Source organism: Bacillus sp. USDA818B3_A, from assembly GCF_009928415.1.
Taxonomy (GTDB): Bacteria; Bacillota; Bacilli; order Bacillales; family Cytobacillaceae; genus Neobacillus.
Genome location: NZ_JAABNN010000006.1, coordinates 217,518 through 240,258, shown reverse-complemented (window position 1 = coordinate 240,258; position 22,741 = coordinate 217,518). Strand labels below are relative to the sequence as shown.

The window sequence follows — 22,741 nt, the reverse complement described above, 5'->3', positions numbered from 1 at the left end:
GGTAATGACAAATTCGATTCTGATAAATAAGCCCAATTATGCTTGATAAGCAAAAAATGGGCATATTCATATTTCAAGACGAAGTTATATTAAGGTCATGATGCCAACGTTTAATCAAAAACTTCTTTGTCTAAAATAGTTTATTGAATGTTCTATTTCTTTTTCCTTCTTAGAATCATTTCTTATCAAAACTCGAGGTGGCAAAAAAAGAATGATTCAAATCACCAAAATTCAACTATTTATGCTCATTATGTTATTTGAAGTGGGAAGTACAACCCTTTTTGCACTAGGAATCGGTGCTAAACAGGATGCTTGGCTGGTGGTTTTACTAGCATTCTTTATCGGCACAGGTCTGATTTGGGTATATACACAATTCCCAAGAATTTGTCCTGAACAAGATTTTTCCGAAATACTTAATAAGGCTGTAGGGAGAAAATTAGCCATTCCATTGTTGTTCATTTACGCAGCTTATTTTTTGGACGGTGCCAGTTACAATTTTTATGAATTTGGGGCACTCATTAAAATGACGGCGCTGCCAATGACACCTATTCTTGTTATCCTTTATTTTTTTATGCTGGTATCGATCTATATCCTATCGTTAGGTTTTGAAGTTTTAGCAAGAACCGGAGAAATTTTATTGCCAGTTTTTATTATTTTTCTAGTGAGCATTTATATTTTTACCATGTTTTCAGGTCAATTTGATATCAATGGGTTACTTCCTATTTTAGGCAATGGAATGAAACCGCTTTTAGGGAAAACCCTATTCGACGTTGTGGTATTCCCTTTTGGGGAGCTCGTAGTTTTTATTATGTTTTGGCATTTTGTAAATAAGCAGGAGGGCATTCGAAAAATCACCTATCTAGCAGTGGTGCTTTCAACATTCTTAATTATCTTTTCACTCATTATCATGATTGCTATTTTGGGGCCAGATCTTACAGCAAATACGGAAATTCCATTATTGCAAACGATCCTATCTATTAACATCGCTAACTTCTTCACGAATTTAGACTTATTAGCCGTTTTAATTATGTTTATCGGCGGATTTTACAAAATGAGTTTGCATTTTTACGGCGGTGTCCTTGCTCTTACTTGGATATTTAAAATCAAAAATATAAGATGGGTGATTCTTGTTTTAGGACTGATCTTTCCGATTTTCAGTAATATGCGCTTTGAAAATTTACCCCATCACCGCTGGCTTGGTTTTGAGGTTCACACCAATATAATGGGTATGATCAACCTTATGAGCATCTTATTATTAATGGTTATTTTTCTAAAGAAAAAAGTAATCATCTCAGGAAAAGAGGAGAAAGAGTGATGGTAATCCTTGAATTAATCAGCAAAGCTGATCTACTAAGTAACTTCATAATAATAGGAAGTTCCATGTTTATTTTAATCTTTCTCTTGTTGATTGCTGTCCATCTGTTTACGTTAATGTTTAAGCGTTAATTTTTGGCTTGGAATGGTCCCCGCATTAATCCGGTAGAGTTGATTTTAAAATGAACATTGACCGTATAAGGGACTTCAGCAAACCGATCATTCCAATCTTTTTTTACTTCATTCCATACTTTTGGTTCTTCTTTGTTTAAAGCTCTTCCAAATCCAAATATATCAGAATGGAATTCTTTTTGTGCTTTTTCGATTGCTAATTTGATATCTTTTTCGATTTGCTTTTTCATTTTTTCTTCAGTCTTCTTCATATGTTCAAGTTTTTTTGTATTGTCTTCAAGTGATGTCATCACTTCCTGTTCGGTGATACTCCCTTCACCTTCCACGTTTATGGTAAATGAGATTTCTTTCCCTTTCACTGTTGGCTTAATGCTTGTGTTGGCATTTTTCACTTCAACCGATTCATATAGGTTTCCATTTACAGGGGAGGGGATGGATACCGCTCCCGATTCTACTTCACTTTTGCACCATCGATAGCCGATGGTCTGATGTTCATTTAAATAACCAACTAATTGATCCTTATTAAAAACAGCTCCACCGGACATTTTTATATGCTTTTTTGAAAATTTGTCTTTCTCAAGTTTTAACACCCCGACTACGGGTTCAATTCCGCTTCCAATCGATTCTTTATAAAAATTAAGCAGATTGATTTTGGCTCCTTTTAACTGGAATCTCGTGTCCTCAATCATATCTCTTATTCGGACGGCAGGGATGTTTTGAATCCCTCCTGTTTCTATTCCCAGAATTTCACCTGCTTGTGCATTTTTTGCAATACACACGAACACATAGCCCCGTATTTCCTTCCCGCGCTGAAAAAAGTCAAGTACTGGCAGAAGACCTTCTTTTGCCAGGTTTTCCCCGATTACGATCACTTTGGTGTGAGCGTAAAATCCTTTTCTGTCGAATTCTAGATTGGATTTCCGTATGGCTTCAAAAATGGTCTTTCCCGATGTAACCACTTTTTCAACGGGCTTTTCGGTACTGGGCATTTGAGTACTTATTGCCCCAGGTCTTAACATTTGTGTGGAAACAATAAATTCCCCGGTATCAGGATCTTTATCAACGGCAACACCCATTACGATTCCCAAATCCTTTAATTCCGTTCTGTCCCAGCAACCTGTCAATAGCAATAAGCAAGTACAACAGAAAACCGCCTTTTTCATGTTTGACCCTCTCCTTCATCTTTTTTGGGAATACTGGGCTTGTTTCCAAATCCGGATCTTTTCGTGTTCTCCCAAGTGATGGATTGCGGCCGTGAATTAAAAAGCCAAATCGGCAGGCGAATAATCGAATCCTTCCATTCACTCCAAATAATAGGCGCCTGAGGTGTTAAATAGGGAGTTCCAAAAGACCTAAGAGAACATATATGGCCCAGAATAATCATAAAACCCATTAATATCCCAAATAAACCCAATGCGCCTGCTAATATCAACAAAAGAATTCTCGATAAAATAATTGCGTCATTAAATGCAGGTACCACAAACCCGGCAATCCCTGTAATGGCGATAACGATTACCATGGCCGAGCTGACCAAACCTGCTTGAACGGCTCCTTCTCCAATAACTAAGGCCCCAACAATGCTAATCGCAGAACCTACAGGCCTAGGCATCCTTACTCCTGCCTCTCTCAGAAGTTGAAAGGTGATTTCCATTAACAAGGTTTCAATAAAAATGGGGAAGGGGACACGTTCTTCCCCGGCAGCCATTGTAGCCAGCAATAGTGAAGGAACCATTTCTTGATGATAAGTGGTAAGGGCGACATAAAAGGGCGTGGCCGCAACAGCAATAAATAGCGCTAATAATCTTAATAATCGAATGAGGGAGGATAAATAAGGCCGGGAGTAATAGTCCTCTCCTACTTGGAATCCCTCTATAAGTAGAAAGGGAACGGTCAAGACAAAGGGTGTACCATCACACAGTATCGCCACTCTGCCTTCTAGTAATTTTGAAGCAACTTTATCAGGTTTCTCGCTATTTCCCACAGTTGGAAAAATCGAAAAAGGGCTGTCCTCGATAAATTGTTCTACATATCCTGATTCCAATATGGAATCCACATTGATTTGCTCAAGCCGGGTACGTACCTCGTCCACAACCTTTTGATTGGCGATCCCTTCGATGTAGCCTATACGAATACTTGTCTTGGTCTGTTTGCCAAGCTTAATATTTTCAAACTTTAAATGGTGGTTGTTAATTTTTCTGCGAATTAATGCAGTATTGACCTTTAGCACTTCATTAAAACCTTCGCGAGATCCTCGTACACTTGATTCAGTATCAGGCTCGCTAACATTCCTTGTTTCGAAACCTTGAGTACTCATCGCGAGTGCTGAATCAAATCCATCTATAAAAAGGACCGTCTTTCCGGTCATGACACTGTCAATAACTTGATCTATCATTTTTAGCTCTTGAATATCAGCCGTGTGAAGAATCCTATTTCTTATTATGGTAAGTAAACTGCTTTGATCAAAGTGTTGAGATAAAGAGTTGGGCTCCATTAACGGCTTTAATATATTTAAATTGATATAATCTTCATTCACGATTCCATCTAAATAACAAATAAAAACCTTATATGATTTATGGTTCAAAAATTCAAACTCTCTATAAAGGATATCATCCGTTTTTCCAAAAACATGTTTTAATAAAGAAAGGTTTTCTGCTAATTTATTTTCAATATATTTTTCAGTTAAGATTACCTGCTCATTGGGCTTAGGGGTTAGATTTTGAGGAAGGATTTTTTTAAAAGATTGAAACAAGCTTCGCATAGGTTTTCCTCTTTCAGTTTTTAATGAATTCCTTTTTGTTATTATTTGTAAACAGATAGAAATCATTCTTTTGTCATCTGATACTATTTTCATTTTTCGAAACTCCTGTGCTGATCAGAGGAATGAAACCAAAAGTAATTTTTTTCGAAAAACAACCTCCCGCTTAAAAAGGGGAGGTTGCTTTGTTTTTTTGCGTATATTCTGTAGATGATTTTTTATATGTTTCTATCATAAATCTTAAACCTAACATTAATTCAATGATAAGAAGGAGGATAATGATCCACACACCCATATTTAAGATGGGATCGATCACAAAAGATCCGATAAATAAGTGGGTATGAAAGAGCGATGTAAAAGTATAAAACATGGCAAAGGTAAATATCCGGCTCCACTGTGTGACATCATAAATGAAAATTCCATTTTTAAAACCATAGTGTTTAATGCGTCTAAAGAAACGATACATTTCAATGGATTCCACTATTAAAAAAATAAGAAAGGCTGCTCTCCAAATATATCGAATACTATCCATATTGATAATGCCTGCGACTAAACAGGCGATCCCTGAAATGGATAGCGCACCATGTAAAATGCAGTTCGTATTGTTCCAATCCTCTTCAATCGACCAAGAGCTTTTTATGTATCTTTTAATAATAAAGAAAAAACAAATGATATAGAGACAAAACCCAATACTAAGTAGGGAGAGGTTTAGAATGGTTGGAAACCCTTTGAAAACTGTGTTAAATAACAGGACATTCGATTGTGTGCTAACGGTTGTTAGCAGTAAGATTCCGTGTACATTCCTGTAGGATTTGGTACGATAAATTTCAACTAACGTTTTTAAACTGATTGCGATATAAATCACCCATAAGACGATATTGGTCAAGGCAATGATTTCGGAAATATATCCCCATTTAGAAAATTGTTTAAAAAACAAAATTCCGCAGATTGATGTACCGGCAACCCATGTTCCCATCCCAAACCGGTTGATCGGATTGGAATAATGAATGTCTTTAAATTTCCCGTCAAATAAGGCAATGAAAAAAGATAGAATAAAAGCAAACCATATTGAAAGATTCATAATACTGAGCGTTTTTCCAAGACTGTGTTGAAATAAATCAGCTCCAAAATAGTTTAGCAGAACGCCCTGGGTAAAAATGCCGATTGCCATAACAATGGCCATGGTGGAGGTTCTAATATATACCTTTTTAAAAAAGAAAAATACAATAATGCAAATAAAAAGAAAAAACATGATCCATAAATAAAACATCATTATCACCGTATCAATAGTATTATTAAATTATCATACCATTATTATATCCTACGGTCCTCAAAATGGCTTTAATTACCTAATTTCCGGAAAGTTAGAATAAATAAATTTTCTTCAAATTGAAGTAAATTTTATATTTGAGAGTAAAAAGTAAAAAACCCTCACAAATCTACTGATTTATGAGAGTTTATTCATATTAATAGGTTAAGCCTTTACCATTGCGACTCTTTCGAAACAATTCTTAACCGCTTGTATATATTCATTTTTAGCACGAATGGATAGGGCAGCATCAGGGCTAATACTTTCAAACCCATGATAGGCTCCAGGGTATAAATGGAATTCGACATCCACACCCGCTTCAGCAAGTTTAGACACATAGGTTAGCGTTTCACTACGGAAAGGATCTAATTGACCCACACATGTGTACGTATATGGTAAATTACTATAATCCTCTGCACGAGCAGGGGCTGCATAGGAAGGGATATCGTCCGTTCCAAATAAATCACCTAAATACATTCTCCAGCCCGCGTCATTTGTCTTTTGATTCCAAACAAGACCTTCTTTAATTTCATTGCTGGAAGGAGTATTGTTTCGGTCATCAATCATTGGATAGAGTGGCATTTGGAAAGAGATAGATGGATATTGGCGATCACGTGCTAACAATGTTAATGCGGCTGTAAGACCGCCGCCAGCACTAGCTCCAGCAACACCAATTCGGTTTAAATCAATGTTTAATGACTCCGCATGATCGGCAATCCATTTTAATGCCGCATAACAATCCTCAATGGGAGCCGGATAAGGATGCTCTGGGGCTAAACGGTAATCAACAGAAACGACTGCACAGCCTGCTTCTTTAACGAAATTTGCACAAAGATCATCATCATCTTGTGCTGTCCCTATGATATAACCGCCGCCATGAATCCATAACAAAACAGGCAACGTTTCATTATTTAGTTTTGGGCGATAAATTCGTAAGGGGAGTGGATTAGCATCGGGACCTGCAATCACTTCATCGGTTAATGAAATGGACTCATCTACATTGGCAGGCACCCTCATTTGAGCCATACCCTCTCTAATAGCTGGCAAATACTCTGGCCGCAAATCAAGGTCTTGGAACATTTCTAATGCTGGCAGTAATTCTGGGTTTACTCGTTTTTTCATACTTAACACTCCCTTTTGTAATCGGTTTCAAAAAGTGAGTTATATTCTAAGTAGTATAATTGTGAAAATGCATCACAAATAAATTGTAAGTAGTTATGATAATATTGTCAACGGAATATTCTGAAAGTTTTTCAAGTTATTAAAAGGAGAGAAGGTTTTTTAAAACCTTCTTATTTATTCACTGTCTGCATTTTTAAATGTTCGAAAACCTTTGTAATTACATTTGCTATAAATAAAATAAGTATATAGTTAAGGAATAGATTAAAATAGCTCATGCCATGATTTAGTTTCATTATATTGATGGAAACTAATATAGGTTTTAAAATAAAGGAAAAAAACGCACTTAATAAGATTCCGTATAGATAAACATTCTTGTCGTGTTTTAAACACCATTGATATAACAACATAAAAGAGACAGGTACTAATGAAGCATCTAATGCAAAGTTAACTGGTAAGAGAGGTATTACTTGATAAGGATAGGATACATGGGCAGTTCTCATGGCGATCGAATCGGAGTAGTTGAACCAGACATGTATATTAAATCCATAAAATCCAATCTTAAATGCATTCCTTCTGTCAATCGTAAAGTAGAGTACAATAAGGGGCAGTACCAACATAATAAGGATTGCCCAGAATTGCCATGTCTCCCAAGTAGAGTAATCTTTCCAGTATTCGACCCACCTATTAACAACATGATCTTGTTCGGATAATATGTCATTGAATCTTTTATTTTGTTGATCAGTCATTTCATCACCTCAGCTAAAAATAGTATTAGCATTATACTGATAAATATTTAACATTGTGATAAAAGTTATAATCTTAACGAGCAAATAGGGGAGTGAGGGTAACGGTTTTTAAATAAAATTATTCTATTTACATAATATATGCTACAATGGTTCTACCATTTGATTTACTTTTGTTTTCATGTACCCTACTCATTTTGTGAGTAGGGTTTTTGTTTGTTTTTTTCTAGGGAATAAAAAAACAGACCCTAAAATAGAGTCTGTTTTAATAGATGGTTTAAATTAAGCTTTACGAACGTTAGCTGCTTGAGCTCCACGTTGACCTTGCTCAACATCAAAAGTCACTGATTGACCTTCTTCTAAAGTTTTGAAACCTTCACCTTGGATAGCTGAGAAATGTACGAATACGTCTTCTCCACCTTCACGCTCGATGAATCCAAAACCTTTTTCTGAGTTAAACCATTTTACTTTACCGTTTTCCATTTAAATATCCTCCTGCTGTGTGCTTTGCACACATTGTATTACTATCCTTGCACTCAGTGATCATCAAGACGAAAAGTTAACCTTATACTATCCTTTACACCGAACAAAAATAATTCTTTTAAATAGTAACATTTTAATAAAATATTTGCAAGTCTTCCAAAAAATTGAATTTCAAAATCATGCCTATAAATGGATTAAGTGTTAAGATATACAAAAAAAGAGAATTGGGAGGAGTACTTATGATAGAGATAAAGTATTTTGAGCATTCTGATTTCAAACAACTTATCAATTGGATTGATTCACCTGAATTTTTACTTCAATGGGGAGGTCCGGGGTTTGATCACCCCTTGAATGATACTCAATTAGAAAAGTACATTGAGAATGCCAATAATGAAAACGCAGAAACGATGGTATATAAAGTAGTTGATAATGAGACTAATAAAACTATTGGTCATATTTCATTGGGGAAAATTGATAGAAAAAACAAATCTGCACGAGTTGGAAAGGTGTTAGTCGGTGATAAAAACACAAGAGGTAAAGGAATAGGTCAGCAAATGATTAAGGAAATTCTTAAAATCGCATTTGATGAACTTCACCTCCATCGAGTAAGTCTTGGGGTATTTGACTTTAATGATCCTGCGATATCCTGTTATGAAAAAGCAGGATTTATAAAAGAGGGTTTACTTCGAGATTCAAGATAAAATGGTGATGAATACTGGAGTTTATGGGAGATGAGTATTTTAGAAAACGAATGGTTAAAAACCAAAAATGCTTAGTCCATTCTATGAACTGGAGGTAGCTGAGGCACCTTTTATTTTCATATAATAAAGGTAGTTTAATGAGTAAAAAGCCTTTATCAATAAACTTGGAAATTATCGATAAAGGCGTTTCTATCCATTGCTTATTGGCGCTTAAATTAATTTAAACTATTACCCAAGCTTTTTATTGTAATTGTAATGCTGCTTTTTTAATAACTTGGTAGTTTTTATGGTTGATAACGGTTACATTGTTTTCGTAAAAAATATCCGTAGGATTTATATGTATTTTTATTATTACGGAGTTTTCATAAACCTTTTCTACAATCCCGATAATTCCTTTTTTTGATCTAATCTGATCATTTACCTCTGCAATATTCATGATCGTTCACCCTTTTTTAACTATAATTTACAGAAAATTACCTAATATTGCAACCCTTTATTTAAATAAAGGATAAAAATACGGCGAAAAACACACTTGTAACTTATTAATATGAGTAACTGAGTAGTTGCTCTCCATGTAGTATCATAAGCAAGGAAAGAAGGAATCCCTTTAATTTCAATAGAATATATACACATCAAGTAGAATGACCTAGGCGAAAGAAATGAATGGGTCATTTTTGAACAATCTGCTCATTCTCCTAATTATGTGGAACTAGAGAAATTTGCACAAAAAGTGATAGAAACAGTCGATAATTATTAACTGCGAAGAATGGTGGTTAATATAAATAGGCTGAATTTCTATAATAGGCAGGAACGCCTTTTAACTAAGGTTAGTTGATCAAGGAAGAACGACATAGTTATTTATTGGAGGTATGTATGAATCCTATACTAAATCAAATCGGTACAGTTTTTATTCCTGTAAGAAATATAGAAGAGGCACGTAATTGGTATTGTGACATACTTGGTTTAGCATCAGAAGGCGAAATATTATTTGGGCATTTGTTTATCGTACCTATGAATGGAACAGGGATCGTATTAGATAGCAAAATTTATTCAGATGAAAATATTTTCAAAGCCCCACTATTTCATTTTAATACTAATAATATAGAGATTGCTTACGAGTATATGAGGGAAAAGAATGTAGAAGTAACAACAGGAATAGAGAATAATCATTGGTTTAATTTTAAAGACCCTGATGGCAATCATTTGATGGTGTGTGAGTGTTAAACCTTATTAAGCTAAGATTTCTTAGTTAACAAATTAAAAGAGTCTAATTGGTTAGACTCTTTTAAAATGCTAAATTTTTACTATACTTCTACCTCAATATTAAACCATTAGCTTCTGAAATTATATTTTTTATTAATGATTCAACGGTTTGACTTTTAGCTAAACTGGGACTTTGACCAGACCAAAGTGACATGAACTCTTGATTATTCTGTGCAGCGGAAGTTTTTCTAATATCTTGGGTTAACGTATTTTGGACTGGGAAATCTGGTAAAAGCGTTTCGTGCTTTTGCATTTCTAAAATAAATTGATTTTTAATTCCTCTTGCCGATTTACCAGAAAATGAACGAGTTAAAACCATTTGATCTTCGTTAGAATGAAGTATTGCGTCTTTATGAACCTTATGTGCTCCACTTTCAACGCAAGTCAAGAAAGCAGTGCCCATTTGTACGCCCATCGCCCCTAAGCAAATGGAAGCCATTAGACCTCGACCATCCATAATTCCACCAGCAGCAACAACAGGGATGCTTACTTTGTCTGCGACCTGTGGAATTAAAGACATTAAGCCTATCAAGCTGTCCTGTGATCTATTGATAAAGTTCCCTCGATGCCCGCCAGCTTCACTGCCTTGTGCAACAACTATATCCATTCCTGCTTTTTCATTTTCAACTGCTTCTTCAACTGTAGTGGCTGTCCCCATCAGAATAATGTTCGATTGTTTTAGTTCAGCAATCAGGTTTTTAGAAGGAATGCCAAATGTGAAAGAACAAATAGGAACCTTTTCTTCTATTACAACCTTAATTTGTTCAATGAATTTTTCAAGTACATCATTGAAATTAGGAAGTTTAAAGTTATCTGATTGGTGCAAATTTAATTGCTGACGAATGGGGTTTAAGAACTGATTAGCCGATTTCATTTCATTCTCTGAAACTTTGAATTCGTTAGGTACAAATAGATTTACACCAAAAGGGAAAGTTGTTAACTGCTTTATTTCTCTAATTTGTTCTCTTAATTGAACAGGGGTCATATAGCCTGCTCCTATCATTCCTAGACCACCGCCATTTGACACCTCAGCCACTAATTTCGATGTAGTTACTCCGCCAGCCATAGGAGCTTGTATAATAGGATATTTAATTTTCAACCGTTCTGTCATTTCATTATTTAACATCTTTACACCCCTGATTTTCTTTAAATTTAAAAATTTGTATTTCAAAAGAAATATAATAAATTAAGCATATCCTATTCTTGGTACATTGGATAATAAAATACATATATACTTCATTTAACCACCATAAAACTAAAAATTTTTATAACATTCAAATAATCATTTGAACATTTCATTGAATCAACATATACTAATAATCAAATAAACATTTGAATAAAGAGTGGTGAAAAAAATGAAACACGATGATGTATGTGAAGTGACCTGCGTTGATAATGAGAAGGTAAAACGAGTACAAGAGTCCGTTTCTAAGCAAAATACAATGGCGGTTTCTCAATTATTTAAAGCCCTATCTGATGACACCAGAATTAAAATTGCCTACGCCTTAAGCGAGGAAGATGAGTTATGTGTCTGTGATGTTGCCAATATTGTAGGCAGTACAACAGCTACAGCGTCCCATCATTTGAGACTTTTACGAAATTTAGGATTGGCTAAATATCGAAAAGAAGGCAAATTGGTTTATTACTCTCTAGATGATGAACATGTAAGACAACTAATTCAAATTGCATTTGAACATCAAAAGGAGGTGAAAACAAATGAGTGATGCCCTTGAAAAATCGGTTGAAAAAACGGTGTACCGGGTTCAGGGATTCACCTGAGCTGGATGTGCCACAAAGTTCGAAAAGAACGTACAACACCTGGATGGTGTTGTTAATGCAAGTGTTAACTTTGGTGCCTCGAAACTGACGGTCTATGGAGAATCAACAATAGAGGAATTAGAAAAGGCGGGGGCCTTTGAACATATAAAAGTCATTCCTGAAAAACAACGGTTTGAAGAAAAGAAAGAACCGTTCATAAAAAGACATTCTTATGTTATTGCTTCATTTGTTTTCCTGGTAATTGGATGGATTTCTGCACAAATGGCTGGTGAAGAAAACATCTCTACGAATTTAGCTTATGCTGCTGCTATTTTAGTCGGAGGCTTTGGATTATTTAAGACGGGGATAATGAACTTATTCCGCCTAGAATTTGATATGAGAACCCTTATGACGATTGCAGTTATAGGAGCAGCAATTATCGGTGAGTGGGGAGAGGGAGCAACGGTTGTCATCCTATTTGCGATCAGTGAGGTTCTAGAGTCTTACTCGATGGATAAAGCTAGACAATCGATTCGCTCCTTAATGGATATTGCTCCAAAAGAAGCCTTGATTCGGAGGGGCGATAAAGAGTTTACAGTAGAAGTAGAGGATATTCGGATAGGTGATATTCTAATCGTAAAACCAGGACAGAAGATTGCGATGGACGGGATTGTTGTTAAGGGTATATCTTCAGTAAATCAGGCTGCGATTACAGGCGAATCTGTTCCAATCTCTAAAATGATTGATGATGAGGTATTTGCTGGGACTCTTAACGAAGAAGGTCTCCTTGAAGTTAAAGTGACTAAGCATGTGGACGATACGACTATTGCTAAAATCATTCATCTTGTGGAAGAGGCTCAAGCAGAACGGGCTCCGTCTCAAGCATTTGTAGATCGCTTTGCAAAGTATTATACGCCTGTCATCATGTTGATTTCGTTATTAGTGGCTGTAATCCCTCCACTGTTGTTTGATGCTGATTGGAGTAAATGGGTATATCAAGGTCTAGCTGTTCTTGTTGTTGGTTGTCCTTGTGCACTTGTTATTTCCACTCCTGTTTCGATTGTGACCGCCATTGGAAATGCTGCACGAAATGGAGTTCTGATTAAAGGCGGTATTCATTTAGAGGAAATGGGAGCGATTAAAGCGATTGCCTTTGATAAAACAGGAACTTTAACTCATGGTATTCCTGTGGTTACAGAATATCTGCCGCAACCCGATACTAAACCGAATGAATTGCTAACTATTATTGCTGCTCTGGAAAATGGCTCACAACATCCACTTGCCTCAGCCATAATAAAAAAAGCTGAAGAGGAAGAATTACCTTATCGAGATCTTACGATTGATGATTTAACTTCAATTACAGGTAAGGGGATTAAGGGTAAATACAAAGGGAAAATGTATTTTGTCGGCAGTCCTCATTTATTCGAAGAGATGTTATCCGATGGGATTCCATCAAACATAAATGCAATGATATCCGAACTACAAAACAATGGAAAAACTGTTATGGTGGCTGGTTCTGATTCAGCAATTTTTGCATTAATTGCAGTAGCTGACGAAGTAAGAGGAAACTGCAAATCAGTGATCCAAAAACTTCACTCGTTGGGAATTGAGAAAACGATTATGTTAACAGGTGATAATAAAGGAACTGCAAACGCGATTGCCAAGCAGGTAGGAGTTTCCGATATGAAAGCTGACCTTTTACCTCAAGATAAGCTGGCCTATATTAAAGAAATGAGAAATAATTATGGTCGAGTTGCCATGGTCGGAGACGGTGTGAATGATGCTCCAGCTCTTGCTGCCTCTTCTGTCGGAGTTGCCATGGGAGGAGCTGGAACGGATACTGCACTTGAGACAGCTGATATTGCTTTAATGGCAGATGATTTAGGGAAGTTACCATTTACGGTGAAACTAAGCAGAAAAGCCTTATTTATCATCAAACAAAATATCACGTTTTCGGTGGGAATTAAACTTGTCGCCTTGTTACTAGTCATTCCAGGTTGGTTAACGTTATGGATTGCGATTTTTGCTGATATGGGAGCCACATTAATCGTTACACTTAACAGCTTACGACTTCTCCGAGTGAAAGATAAATAATCAAAAGAGCTTTCCTTCTGGAGAGCTCTTCTAAGTCATGCCCATTTGTATTATAGACGGGCTCCAATTTCCTCTCTGAGTGTACTATATAGAGTAATGTCATATTAGCTCTTTATACATTCGAAAGGAAGTGTAAAAAATGGAAAATGCCTTACCGATTTCTAACGCCTTACCGGTCATGGGTAGCGCAAATGTTGTTCCCCAACCTCTAATGTCTTGCTCCTATGCAGCTCCTGTTTATGCAAATTGTTTTCCTACTCATGGGTGCGGTGAGTTTGTACTCATAGTAGTATTGTTTATTTTATTAATCATTGTTGGTGCTGTTTGTTTCTGTTAAAAGATGTGAATGTATCTATTAAATAATCCTCATCTTTACTACAGATGAGGATTATTTTTCCTGAACGAGTGAATACTGCTCTCACTCGTAAGACAGAATAACATACGGCCGGCGTTTCGTGAGGGACAATCAATGCTAGAGAATTCTATTGAACCACAAACAACGGGGTAACTTGTTAGGTACATATATTTGTATTGAATAAGAGCGAAATAAAATAAGGAAGGCCGCTTTTTCCTTTTTCACAAAATGGTTGTGTGAAGAAGGTATTTATTTTTATTTCTTGAATATCTAATTTAATTGTAAAAATCATTGCATTAAGGAAGTGAGGCAGTTAATTATGATGATAAAAGGTGTCGGTGGAATATTTTGGAGGACAAAAAATATAGATGCAATAAAAAAATGGTACAGTACAGTGTTGAATATTGAAATAGATAATTGGAATGGGACTATTATTAAATCCCATTCAGAAAATGAAACGATCTTTTCTTTCTTTACGGAAGATGACAGTTATTTCCCAACGGAACAGCAAGTGATGTTAAATTTCCAAGTTTATGATCTAGACGAGACAATTAAGCATCTTGAACAAGTTGGTGTACCTCTTGAAAAGGAAAAAGAGGTTAGTGAATTTGGTAAGTTTATTTGGATTAAAGATCCTGAAGGTAGATTGGTTGAGCTATGGGAGAAATAGCAGGTAAAGCCTTTTTCTTTTTCGAGTAACTGGCTAGTTTAGTGATGTTACATCATAAATTATAATGAAGAAAGTGGGAATGATAAAAAAAAAGAAGGAGTTCCTCATCATGATAAGTCCACCTGAGAATATAAAAAAATTAATTAATGAGCAATACAAAACAATTGATGATGCTCATTCTAGATTAACTGAAATTTGGCAAAAGGATATTCTATTCTCTTTCGGGTGGATGACCACCTTGCTTTTCACGATTGTTCCGTGGATCGTGTGGTTTATTTTCAGGAAGAAAGAGAGTTCAACCCGCTTAATGTTAGGTGGGTTGTGGGCCATGCTTGTATCTTCATGGTTGGATTACGTTGGGGTCACTCTGGGACTTTGGAGATACTATAATAAATTAATTCCGTTAATTCCAGACTATATTGCATGGGATTTTGCACTTATGCCAGTTACGATTATGTTCTTTTTACAAATTAAACCTCAGGTTAGTCCAATCATTAAAGGGTTAATCTTTGCAGGCATGACGGCATTTCTTGCCGAACCTCTTTTTTTATGGTTAGGTTATTATAAATATCCTGGATGGAACTCCATTTTTTCATTTCCATTCTTTATTGTCATTTATCTTATAGCTCATAAATTGACTCATAGTTCAGCAACGAAACCCCTAATATAATGTAATAATTAGCACTATTGTTTAATTGGATCGTAGCAGATTTTTATTTAATGGCATATGTTTTTATAATCATTACGATTGGTACAATTTTTAGATGACACAAGAGTTTCCTCGGGTTTCATTAACGGGACCACTGTAAATAAAAAGACTAAAATTCTTATTAGATATAAATATGATGATAAATATTGGAGTAGAATGAATGGGAATAAGAAAAGCGAATGTTGAGGATTGTAAGCAAATCTCTTTGTTATTGAACCAGTTGGACTATCCAGATACGGAACCTTTTTTAAAAGAAAAAGTTGAAATCCTTCTAATGGACCCTAATGAGGTGTTATTAGTGTTTGAGGAAGATAGAAGTGTTATTGCATTTATCTCGGTCCATTTTATACCTCAATTAGCTGTAAAAGGAGATTTCGCAAGGATAAGTTATTTTGCAGTTGATAAAAACATTAGAAGTATGGGGATCGGACGTAAGATTGAAGAATATTGTACTGACTTAGCCATAAAAAGAAATTGCGATAGAATCGAAGTGCATTGTCATTCAAGGAGAAAAGATGCACATAAGTTTTATACGCGACAAGGGTTTACTGAATCCCCAAAATACTTTATTAAAATGTTACCTCAATCTGACTAATAGCATAATAAAGTGAAAGGACTTTTCATTCGGTCCTTTTTTGTTTTCTAAAATTGGGGAATTTAGGTGGAAGGATAGGACTAATCCACCCAGAAACAATACGACGGCGGTATCAAACTCTAAATAGGAGTTTAATCCACTATAATTTCAAAAACGATTAATAGCCCCTACATTAAAACAATAAGTAAGGGCATTTTTAGAATGGATTTAATTCGAAGCGTTGGAAACTACTATTATTATCATTATTGTTAACACAAAATAACCAAATCCAATTTCCTTATTTTTGTCCTTCAATAATTTACATAGCAAGCTTTCAATCAACTGGTTAAGAATTAGTAAAGCAATAAATAAAGGAACAAGTATTAATGGGTTATTTCTTACGAGATTATAATCGAAAAATTGAATTGCCGAGAAAGTAAAAATATAAGATATTAATCCACTAATATTTTTGGAACTCCGTTTAAAAAGCCAGCTAAGAAACTGTTTTATTTGATTCAAATACAAACCCCATTTCGACTATTCTGAATAGATAGTTGTATGTATTTTTTATTGTAACTTATTTCCAAGAGGAAGGATATAGCATTCTGTCATCGCCTGCTTTCCATGACGTAACTCCTATTAATCTAACTGAGCAGTTTTTTAATAAGACTTTGGAAATGTATGGTAAAATAAAAAATATGGAGAGTGGGGGTGGCACTTATAAAGGTACTGTTAGAGTTGATACGAATAGTGTTTTTATTTGTATTTCTCGGAGGAATACTAAGTGCATTTATTAAGTCTGTGTACTCAAAATTAGGGACAAACATAGACAACTATGGCTGGATGGGACTAATAGCGGTTCTTATTCTATTATTTGTACTGTATAGGAATAAATATCAGTTTAGTGGTTGGTACATGGGTAAAGGAAGAGAAAAACTCTCTGTTAAAGGATCAAAAGTGCTTATTTCCATTTCAATAATATTTTTGTTGTTTCCTCCGATTCTAAGTTTCCTCTTTAACTAACGAATGCAAGACTTTAAAAGATCTGGCGACTTTTTTTGCTCCTTCAAGTAACGTGGTCAGGAAAGTTTAATATTTAGGAGTATACAGGGAAGACATACGTGTTTAGATAAGTTAAAATTTATATATTATTATGTATATTATATTGAATGAATGGAGGGGGTATTTAGGTTGCATAGAAATAAAGAATTACACTCGTTTCTATTGGCTAAGGCAAGAGATCTTACAGATGAATGGTATAATTCTCTAGATAAAAGTGATCCTTCAGGAGTATATGCCTCAGATGACCCCAATGTAATCAATAAATTAAAAAAACAAAATTATGATTTCCATTTACATCTGTGTGAGGTTTTTATTAAAGAGGAAACATCATTCCTGGAAGAATTTAAAAAATGGATCCTCTCGATTGCTCAAGATCCAGAGCATTTAAACACACCAATCCATTTTATGTTAAGAGAATTTTTTAGAGTGCGTGAACAGTATCTTGATTATGTTAAAGAATTTGTTGCTTTACATTTAGGTGAGTTTAACAATGAGGTGATAGATAGCTGGAATCGAGTGATTTTAAAAGCATTTGATAAGGTCACGTTGGGTTTTGTCGAAGAGCATCAATACTATTTACAACAAAAACTATCTGCTCAACAGGAACTTATCCAGGAGTTAAGTTCTCCGGTTATTAGTCTTAACAACGAGGTAGCATTGCTTCCTCTTGTGGGCGAAATAGATACAAGACGGGCTAAGTTAATGCTTGATAATACATTGGACCAGTGTAACAATCTAAGAGTAAATTTTCTAGTTATTGATTTATCAGGCGTTCCGATCATTGATACAATGGTAGCACATCAAATTTTTCAACTGATAAAAGGATTGGAATTAATGGGGGTTACATCTGCCCTTACCGGAGTTAGACCTGAGATTGCACAAACAGCGGTACAGTTAGGACTCGAATTTAATGGTATTTCCACCTATTCTACTTTGCGCCAGGCTCTGAATTCGATGTCTATTATCAAAAGATAACATTTGTTTTTTTGTTAGAAGATTAGCTGCCAGAAAACGGTAGCTTTTTTATTTAGATTAAAAAAGGGAACTGCGGCGTTGACTATTGTTCTTAATCTTTCGGGGGGAGAGTAGTTAAAGAAAATGACTTTTTCTTTAGCGCTTTTTTATTACCAATAAAAGTAAAAAGAGAGATTTGTTTGAATTAAAATTCTTAAAATGGTAATCATAAGCGAAAATGCGGGAAAAGGAGATTGGGTTATGACCACCGAAAAAGATTTAAATCCAATGAATGTGATGAAACCACTAAATATAGCTCCCAAAATCTTAGATGAGACCCAACCGTTGTCGAGTTTTGAAATGGGAAAACTTTGGGCTACCTATATGGGAAACAGTATGTCTATACAAATCTTAAGTTATTTTCTTCAGCATTGCGAAGATGAAAATATTAAGACTTTATTGGAAAATGGTTTAGCCTTATCAAAGGATTTCACGCAGAGGATAGAAGGCTTTTTCAAAAAAGATAATTTTCCTATCCCAGTTGGATTTACTAAAGATGACGTAAATCTTGGTGCCCCCCGTTTATACGCAGATGAATTTTACGTTCACTACTTAAAATATGCTTCAAAGGCAGGCATGAGTCTCTATGCAGTAGCAGTTCCATTAATTATGAGGGAGGACATAAGGGAGTTTTTTATTTATTGTAATCAATGTACAACCGTCTTTTTAGGACAAATTAATAATATACTAACGGAAAAAAGATTGATTGCTGAACCTCCTATTATACCTACACCCAATGGGAATGAAAAAATTGATAAACAAAGTTATTTAAATGGTTTTTTTGGTGATGTCCGACCATTACAGGCATTAGAACTCATACATCTTTGGGATAACATCGAGAATAACGTAACAAGTATGGCATTATTACTGGGATTTCATCAGAACGTGCAAGATCAAAAGATCAAGGCCTTGTTTAAACGTGGTTTAGATATGACTGATAAAGCAGTAAAGCAATATAAAGAAAAACTGCATGTCGAGCACATTCAATCACCGTCGTACCTAGACCATTTGGTTAAAACATCTACATTTCCACCTTTTTCCGATAGGATCATGTTATTCCATAAAGTGGACATGTTTGCAATGAAGATAAGAGCATTTGGAAACTCAATGGCGGTTACGGCTAGAAGAGATATAAATGTCTTGTATGGAAGAACCCTTCTAAACATTGGCTTATTTGTTGATGACGGCATGAATATCTTGATTGATAAAAGTTGGGTGGTATCCCCTCCAAACGCGTATGACAGGGATTAAAATTTTCTAGGGTTAACTGAATTTATGAGGAAAGAAGGCAGCGCTCTCATTCTTGTATTTAATACATAAAGTTTTTGGTATCGGTACACGTTTTTTAAGCCGATGAAGCAAAAAAGCTGCAGTCTATTAGAGGCTGCAGTTTTCTTATGAGAAAAGATAAATAATGACCATAAAACCCGTTAAACTGTAGTAGATGTTTATCTATTTTCTGCTAACCGTCCCAGTGGTCCATTTTAAACTATTATATCCCAAATCTCATATACAGAGATCGGAAACATCGGGAAGCCAAAGGCATATGGTGTGATGTCATATAGCTGAAAATAAATGACCAATGCTTTGTCAGCGACGTAAAAGTCTTGATCAGGTTTGATTTGGGTGAAACTTCCTAGAATAGGAATATCACGTTGTTTAATTTGCTCGTGTACCATGTTTGACAGCTTTTTAATGTAGTCACTTCCGGCCTTAAACAAATCCTCCAGTTTACACAGTTTTTTATTTCTTAAGTCGAACGTCAGACCTTTCAGATAGGTCATTCCATGAGCAGCATGGTCATGATAGGCATAATTGGAGAGAGTAAGACTTAATACGTCTCGCTGGTTATTCTTTATTTCATATGAACCTAGCATTTCAACTATTGTGGATGGCATATCCCCGGCTTCTTTGTCGATTAGGGCTTGAACTTGATGGACAATTGTCTGATTAAGATTTCTTTCTAGCCGTTTATCCTGTAAGTTCAACACTAGCGGGTAAAAAACCTCCATTTTTGAACCTCTTCGGATCGTATAGGACTTGATGTCGACAGGTAACGAAATAGGCATTTTTCTCCGTCCTTTTTCATTCATCCTATTCGTGGAACAGGAAGGTGTGATACGCCTTGCGCTTGTGATTGTTATTTTAACCTTCAGAAATAATTCTGAAGGAAAGTAGTGATGCTTACGCCTTTTTTAAGAAAGTACAGTCGAAGATTGTCACATATAACTTCTTCTTAAATATGATAATAATGGACAAGTCCTTTAAGAGAGATATCAGGACATGTCTAAGATTAACGAAAGGGGAAGGATCATATGGCAATAATTACGGTCACTAACACAAATGATAGCGGCCCAGGTTCACTTCGGAATGCGGTTAGTGAAGCCAATTCTGGTGACACCATACTTTTTGCTGTCTCTGGTACCATCACATTATTCAGTCTGCCAATAGATATTTCTAAACCTTTAACTATACGAGGCCCTGGTGTAACACTTAGCGGAAGTACGAATATCGAAAGTAGGACTCGTATTTTTAAAGTCAGCAATGCAGCAACTATATTAACTATTAGCGATTTAACCTTCGAAAATGGTATGGATAATACGGGTTTAGGCGGCGGTGCAATCCTTAATGATGGTGCGATCATGAATGTCGTTAGGTGCACATTCTTAAACAACCGTTCATCTACTTCTGGAGGTGCAATAGCTAACCGGAATGCAGGTAGAGTTACTATTTCAAATAGCATGTTTGCTGGTAACATCGCTAATTTTGGCGGGGCAATTGGGAATTTTTCTCCACCTGTCAGTAGAATCACAATTTCAAATACTACATTCTTTAACAACAGCGCTGTAGCTGGGAACGGTGGGGCTATTGCGAATGATGGCGTAGCTGACATATCTAATAGTATGTTCTCTGAAAATAGTGCTTTTGGTGAAGGTGGGGCGTTTGCTAATATCGGCACACTTACTGTTTTGAGAAGTACGTTTACTAGCAATAATGCTCCGAATGGTGGAGCTATATCCAATTTTAGTATCGGTATAGTTACAATTTCAAATAGTAATTTCTCTGGCAACTTTGTTACTGTCGATGGTGGAGCTATATCAAATAGGGATTCTGGTGAAACTACGGTTACAAATAGCACGTTTACTAACAACAGTGCTCCAAATAGTGTTGGTGGAGCTATAACGAATAAGAATTCTGGTAGATTAACAGTTTCAAATACTACTTTCACTGGCAACAACGCTAATTTTGGTGGGGCAATAGGGAGTTTTTCTGGTACAGTCACTATTACAAATGCTACGTTCTCTAACAACAGTGCTACACGTAACGGCGGGGCTATAACAAATGATGGTACACTTGTTGTAACGAGGGTTACGTTTTCTGCCAACAGTGCTATATTTGGTAATGGCGGGGCTATATCAACCAGTCGCATAGCTACGATTGAAAGAAGTAATTTTATTGAGAACAGTGCTTTGAATGGTGTTGGCGGTGGGGTATTTAATAGTGGCAATATAACCATTGACAGATCTAACTTCACTGAGAATTCCGCTGCGAGTGGTGGGGCTATAGCAAATACTGGTACCATCAATCTTACGCCTAATAATACGTTTTCCAACAACAGTGAACCGCAGATAACAGGTGTATAGAGGCGCATAACGACTAACTCAGCTGGTGATGAATCTAATAAAAATCAATAATATTTTAGTGCCCATTCTGAAAAAGGATGGGCTCTGTACGTTGGAAGGACGCTTAAGTGATTTCAAGGTTCTAATAATTTTAACATTAATGAGGGAAACATAATTCAAAAGGTGTTTCAGTTATACGTTTAATTAGTAAAGAAAAGAATATTAACAAATAAGGTAAAGAACGGTAGAAAGAAGGTGTTAGTATTTTTAAAATTGCATTCCTTCCGAGTATTCCATGTACCTTTTTTTATTTATGGCAAACAATAAATTAAGGGAAATTTGTATGAAAAATAACGGTGCTTTAAGTGGCATCGTATTTTTTACGCTAACAAATTATGATAAATGGCTCTTGTTACTATTAGACAACGTATTATAAATTTAATACGACGTTAAGTATTGACCAAAAGTACATTAAAACAATTTTCTAGTAAGGTTTCAATCAATTGAAGGAAGATTAGGTTTTCTTGTGCATGATGAAATTATTTTTTTTGAAAGGGTATAGAAAAATGCTGCATATATGGGATATTGAGAAGATTATTATTGATACACTACAAGAGCTAAAATTAAATATAAATGTTGAATTCAGTAATACCCTCACTGCACCAATGAGTTATAACGCATCGACAAGAACGATAAAGTTTAACTACTTACAGATTAATGGCTATAACGCTCAAATTAATTTTAAAATTAAAGAGACAGATGAAAATTTTGTGAAAATTATACTCTATCATGTTCTGGGTTATTATTTAGAATTCAGGAAAAATCCAAAAGTTTTAAGGATTCTTCTTTATGGTGGTGAAGAAGAAAAGGTACAGCTTAAAGCAGAAATCGATGAGAATTCTTGGAATCTAGGGAGAACCTTCGTACCCGAGAATCTATTAAAGGCCTATGATCAAGTACGTGAATTGGATAAATTTCTGTTAAAGTCTGAATAAATCCCTAGAGACACAGAAGGTACGCAAAATAAGACACCATTTAATCGGCTTCCCAAATTAGGGAA

General features: G+C 35.5%; 22 protein-coding genes and 1 pseudogene. 14 read left to right on the top strand and 9 right to left on the bottom strand.

Annotation, left to right across the window (positions count from 1 at the left end):
- The first annotated feature begins 211 nt into the window (after positions 1-211).
- Positions 212-1,315, top strand: coding sequence for a GerAB/ArcD/ProY family transporter (locus GXK58_RS13785; RefSeq protein WP_160723708.1), 1,104 nt, complete (start codon positions 212-214; stop codon positions 1,313-1,315).
- A complete protein-coding gene (locus GXK58_RS27550; RefSeq protein ID WP_272928149.1) occupies positions 1,315-1,446 on the top strand; it encodes a hypothetical protein in 132 nt (43 codons plus the stop codon). The genes GXK58_RS13785 and GXK58_RS27550 overlap by 1 nt, the downstream gene beginning before the upstream one ends.
- On the opposite strand, the gene GXK58_RS13780 is transcribed toward GXK58_RS27550, so the two are convergent.
- The 6 genes from GXK58_RS13780 to GXK58_RS13755 form a co-directional block, all read right to left on the bottom strand.
- On the bottom strand, positions 1,443-2,609 hold the full coding sequence (locus GXK58_RS13780; protein WP_160723707.1) for a Ger(x)C family spore germination protein: 1,167 nt from the start codon (positions 2,607-2,609) through the stop codon (positions 1,443-1,445). The two genes, GXK58_RS27550 and GXK58_RS13780, sit on opposite strands and share 4 nt — an antisense overlap.
- Positions 2,606-4,297 carry a spore germination protein gene (locus GXK58_RS13775; RefSeq protein WP_160723706.1) on the bottom strand — a complete coding sequence of 564 codons (1,692 nt, stop codon included), beginning with the start codon at positions 4,295-4,297 and terminating at the stop codon, positions 2,606-2,608. The genes GXK58_RS13780 and GXK58_RS13775 overlap by 4 nt, the downstream gene beginning before the upstream one ends.
- 70 nt (positions 4,298-4,367) lie before the next feature.
- The gene (locus GXK58_RS13770) at positions 4,368-5,384 is read right to left on the bottom strand and encodes a hypothetical protein (RefSeq protein ID WP_160723705.1); all 1,017 of its coding nucleotides are present in this window, start codon (positions 5,382-5,384) and stop codon (positions 4,368-4,370) included.
- A 291-nt stretch (positions 5,385-5,675) separates the two neighbouring features.
- The gene (locus GXK58_RS13765; RefSeq protein ID WP_160723704.1) at positions 5,676-6,632 is read right to left on the bottom strand and encodes an alpha/beta hydrolase; all 957 of its coding nucleotides are present in this window, start codon (positions 6,630-6,632) and stop codon (positions 5,676-5,678) included.
- A gap of 170 nt (positions 6,633-6,802) precedes the next feature.
- On the bottom strand, positions 6,803-7,378 hold the full coding sequence (locus GXK58_RS13760) for a CBO0543 family protein (protein WP_160723703.1): 576 nt from the start codon (positions 7,376-7,378) through the stop codon (positions 6,803-6,805).
- Positions 7,379-7,657: 279 nt separating this feature from the next.
- On the bottom strand, positions 7,658-7,858 hold the full coding sequence (locus GXK58_RS13755) for a cold-shock protein (protein WP_160723702.1): 201 nt from the start codon (positions 7,856-7,858) through the stop codon (positions 7,658-7,660).
- A 239-nt stretch (positions 7,859-8,097) separates the two neighbouring features.
- Here GXK58_RS13755 and GXK58_RS13750 point away from each other — a divergent pair.
- Positions 8,098-8,556 (top strand): annotated as a pseudogene (locus GXK58_RS13750) (GNAT family N-acetyltransferase); the annotation flags it as partial.
- A 244-nt stretch (positions 8,557-8,800) separates the two neighbouring features.
- On the opposite strand, the gene GXK58_RS13745 reads toward GXK58_RS13750, so the two are convergent.
- Positions 8,801-8,995 carry a DUF2187 family protein gene (locus tag GXK58_RS13745; RefSeq protein WP_160723700.1) on the bottom strand — a complete coding sequence of 65 codons (195 nt, stop codon included), beginning with the start codon at positions 8,993-8,995 and terminating at the stop codon, positions 8,801-8,803.
- A gap of 437 nt (positions 8,996-9,432) precedes the next feature.
- Here GXK58_RS13745 and GXK58_RS13740 point away from each other — a divergent pair, with 437 nt between their 5' ends.
- Positions 9,433-9,783 carry a VOC family protein gene (locus tag GXK58_RS13740; protein WP_160723699.1) on the top strand — a complete coding sequence of 117 codons (351 nt, stop codon included), beginning with the start codon at positions 9,433-9,435 and terminating at the stop codon, positions 9,781-9,783.
- Positions 9,784-9,871: 88 nt separating this feature from the next.
- On the opposite strand, the gene GXK58_RS13735 is transcribed toward GXK58_RS13740, so the two are convergent.
- A complete protein-coding gene (locus GXK58_RS13735) occupies positions 9,872-10,948 on the bottom strand; it encodes an NAD(P)H-dependent flavin oxidoreductase (protein WP_160723698.1) in 1,077 nt (358 codons plus the stop codon).
- A 229-nt stretch (positions 10,949-11,177) separates the two neighbouring features.
- Between GXK58_RS13735 and GXK58_RS13730 the strand changes: the two genes are divergently transcribed.
- From GXK58_RS13730 to GXK58_RS13695, 8 genes are all read left to right on the top strand, one after another.
- Positions 11,178-11,546 (top strand): ArsR/SmtB family transcription factor, encoded by a 369-nt coding sequence (locus GXK58_RS13730; protein WP_160723697.1) that lies wholly within the window; start codon positions 11,178-11,180, stop codon positions 11,544-11,546.
- Entirely contained in the window at positions 11,539-13,674 is a 2,136-nt protein-coding gene (locus tag GXK58_RS13725; protein ID WP_160723696.1) for a heavy metal translocating P-type ATPase, read from the top strand. The genes GXK58_RS13730 and GXK58_RS13725 overlap by 8 nt, the downstream gene beginning before the upstream one ends.
- A gap of 211 nt (positions 13,675-13,885) precedes the next feature.
- On the top strand, positions 13,886-14,011 hold the full coding sequence (locus GXK58_RS27710; protein ID WP_160723761.1) for a YjcZ family sporulation protein: 126 nt from the start codon (positions 13,886-13,888) through the stop codon (positions 14,009-14,011).
- 340 nt (positions 14,012-14,351) lie between these two features.
- Positions 14,352-14,699 (top strand): VOC family protein, encoded by a 348-nt coding sequence (locus tag GXK58_RS13715; protein WP_160723760.1) that lies wholly within the window; start codon positions 14,352-14,354, stop codon positions 14,697-14,699.
- A 109-nt stretch (positions 14,700-14,808) separates the two neighbouring features.
- Entirely contained in the window at positions 14,809-15,369 is a 561-nt protein-coding gene (locus GXK58_RS13710; protein WP_160723695.1) for a CBO0543 family protein, read from the top strand.
- Positions 15,370-15,568: 199 nt separating this feature from the next.
- Positions 15,569-16,003, top strand: a complete 435-nt coding sequence (locus GXK58_RS13705) for a GNAT family N-acetyltransferase (RefSeq protein WP_160723694.1) — start codon at positions 15,569-15,571, stop codon at positions 16,001-16,003.
- A 1,170-nt stretch (positions 16,004-17,173) separates the two neighbouring features.
- A complete protein-coding gene (locus GXK58_RS13700; RefSeq protein ID WP_160723693.1) occupies positions 17,174-18,019 on the top strand; it encodes an STAS domain-containing protein in 846 nt (281 codons plus the stop codon).
- Positions 18,020-18,259: 240 nt separating this feature from the next.
- Positions 18,260-19,309: a DUF3231 family protein gene (locus GXK58_RS13695; RefSeq protein ID WP_237389663.1), complete on the top strand. Its 1,050-nt coding sequence runs from the start codon at positions 18,260-18,262 to the stop codon at positions 19,307-19,309.
- Between the two features lie 233 nt (positions 19,310-19,542).
- On the opposite strand, the gene GXK58_RS13690 is transcribed toward GXK58_RS13695, so the two are convergent.
- On the bottom strand, positions 19,543-20,127 hold the full coding sequence (locus GXK58_RS13690) for a DUF3298 and DUF4163 domain-containing protein (RefSeq protein WP_160723692.1): 585 nt from the start codon (positions 20,125-20,127) through the stop codon (positions 19,543-19,545).
- A 246-nt stretch (positions 20,128-20,373) separates the two neighbouring features.
- Between GXK58_RS13690 and GXK58_RS13685 the strand changes: the two genes are divergently transcribed.
- Positions 20,374-21,702: a beta strand repeat-containing protein gene (locus GXK58_RS13685; protein ID WP_160723691.1), complete on the top strand. Its 1,329-nt coding sequence runs from the start codon at positions 20,374-20,376 to the stop codon at positions 21,700-21,702.
- A gap of 545 nt (positions 21,703-22,247) precedes the next feature.
- Complete coding sequence (locus tag GXK58_RS13680; protein ID WP_160723690.1) at positions 22,248-22,676, top strand: hypothetical protein; 429 nt, start codon at positions 22,248-22,250, stop codon at positions 22,674-22,676.
- Positions 22,677-22,741: the final 65 nt, after the last annotated feature.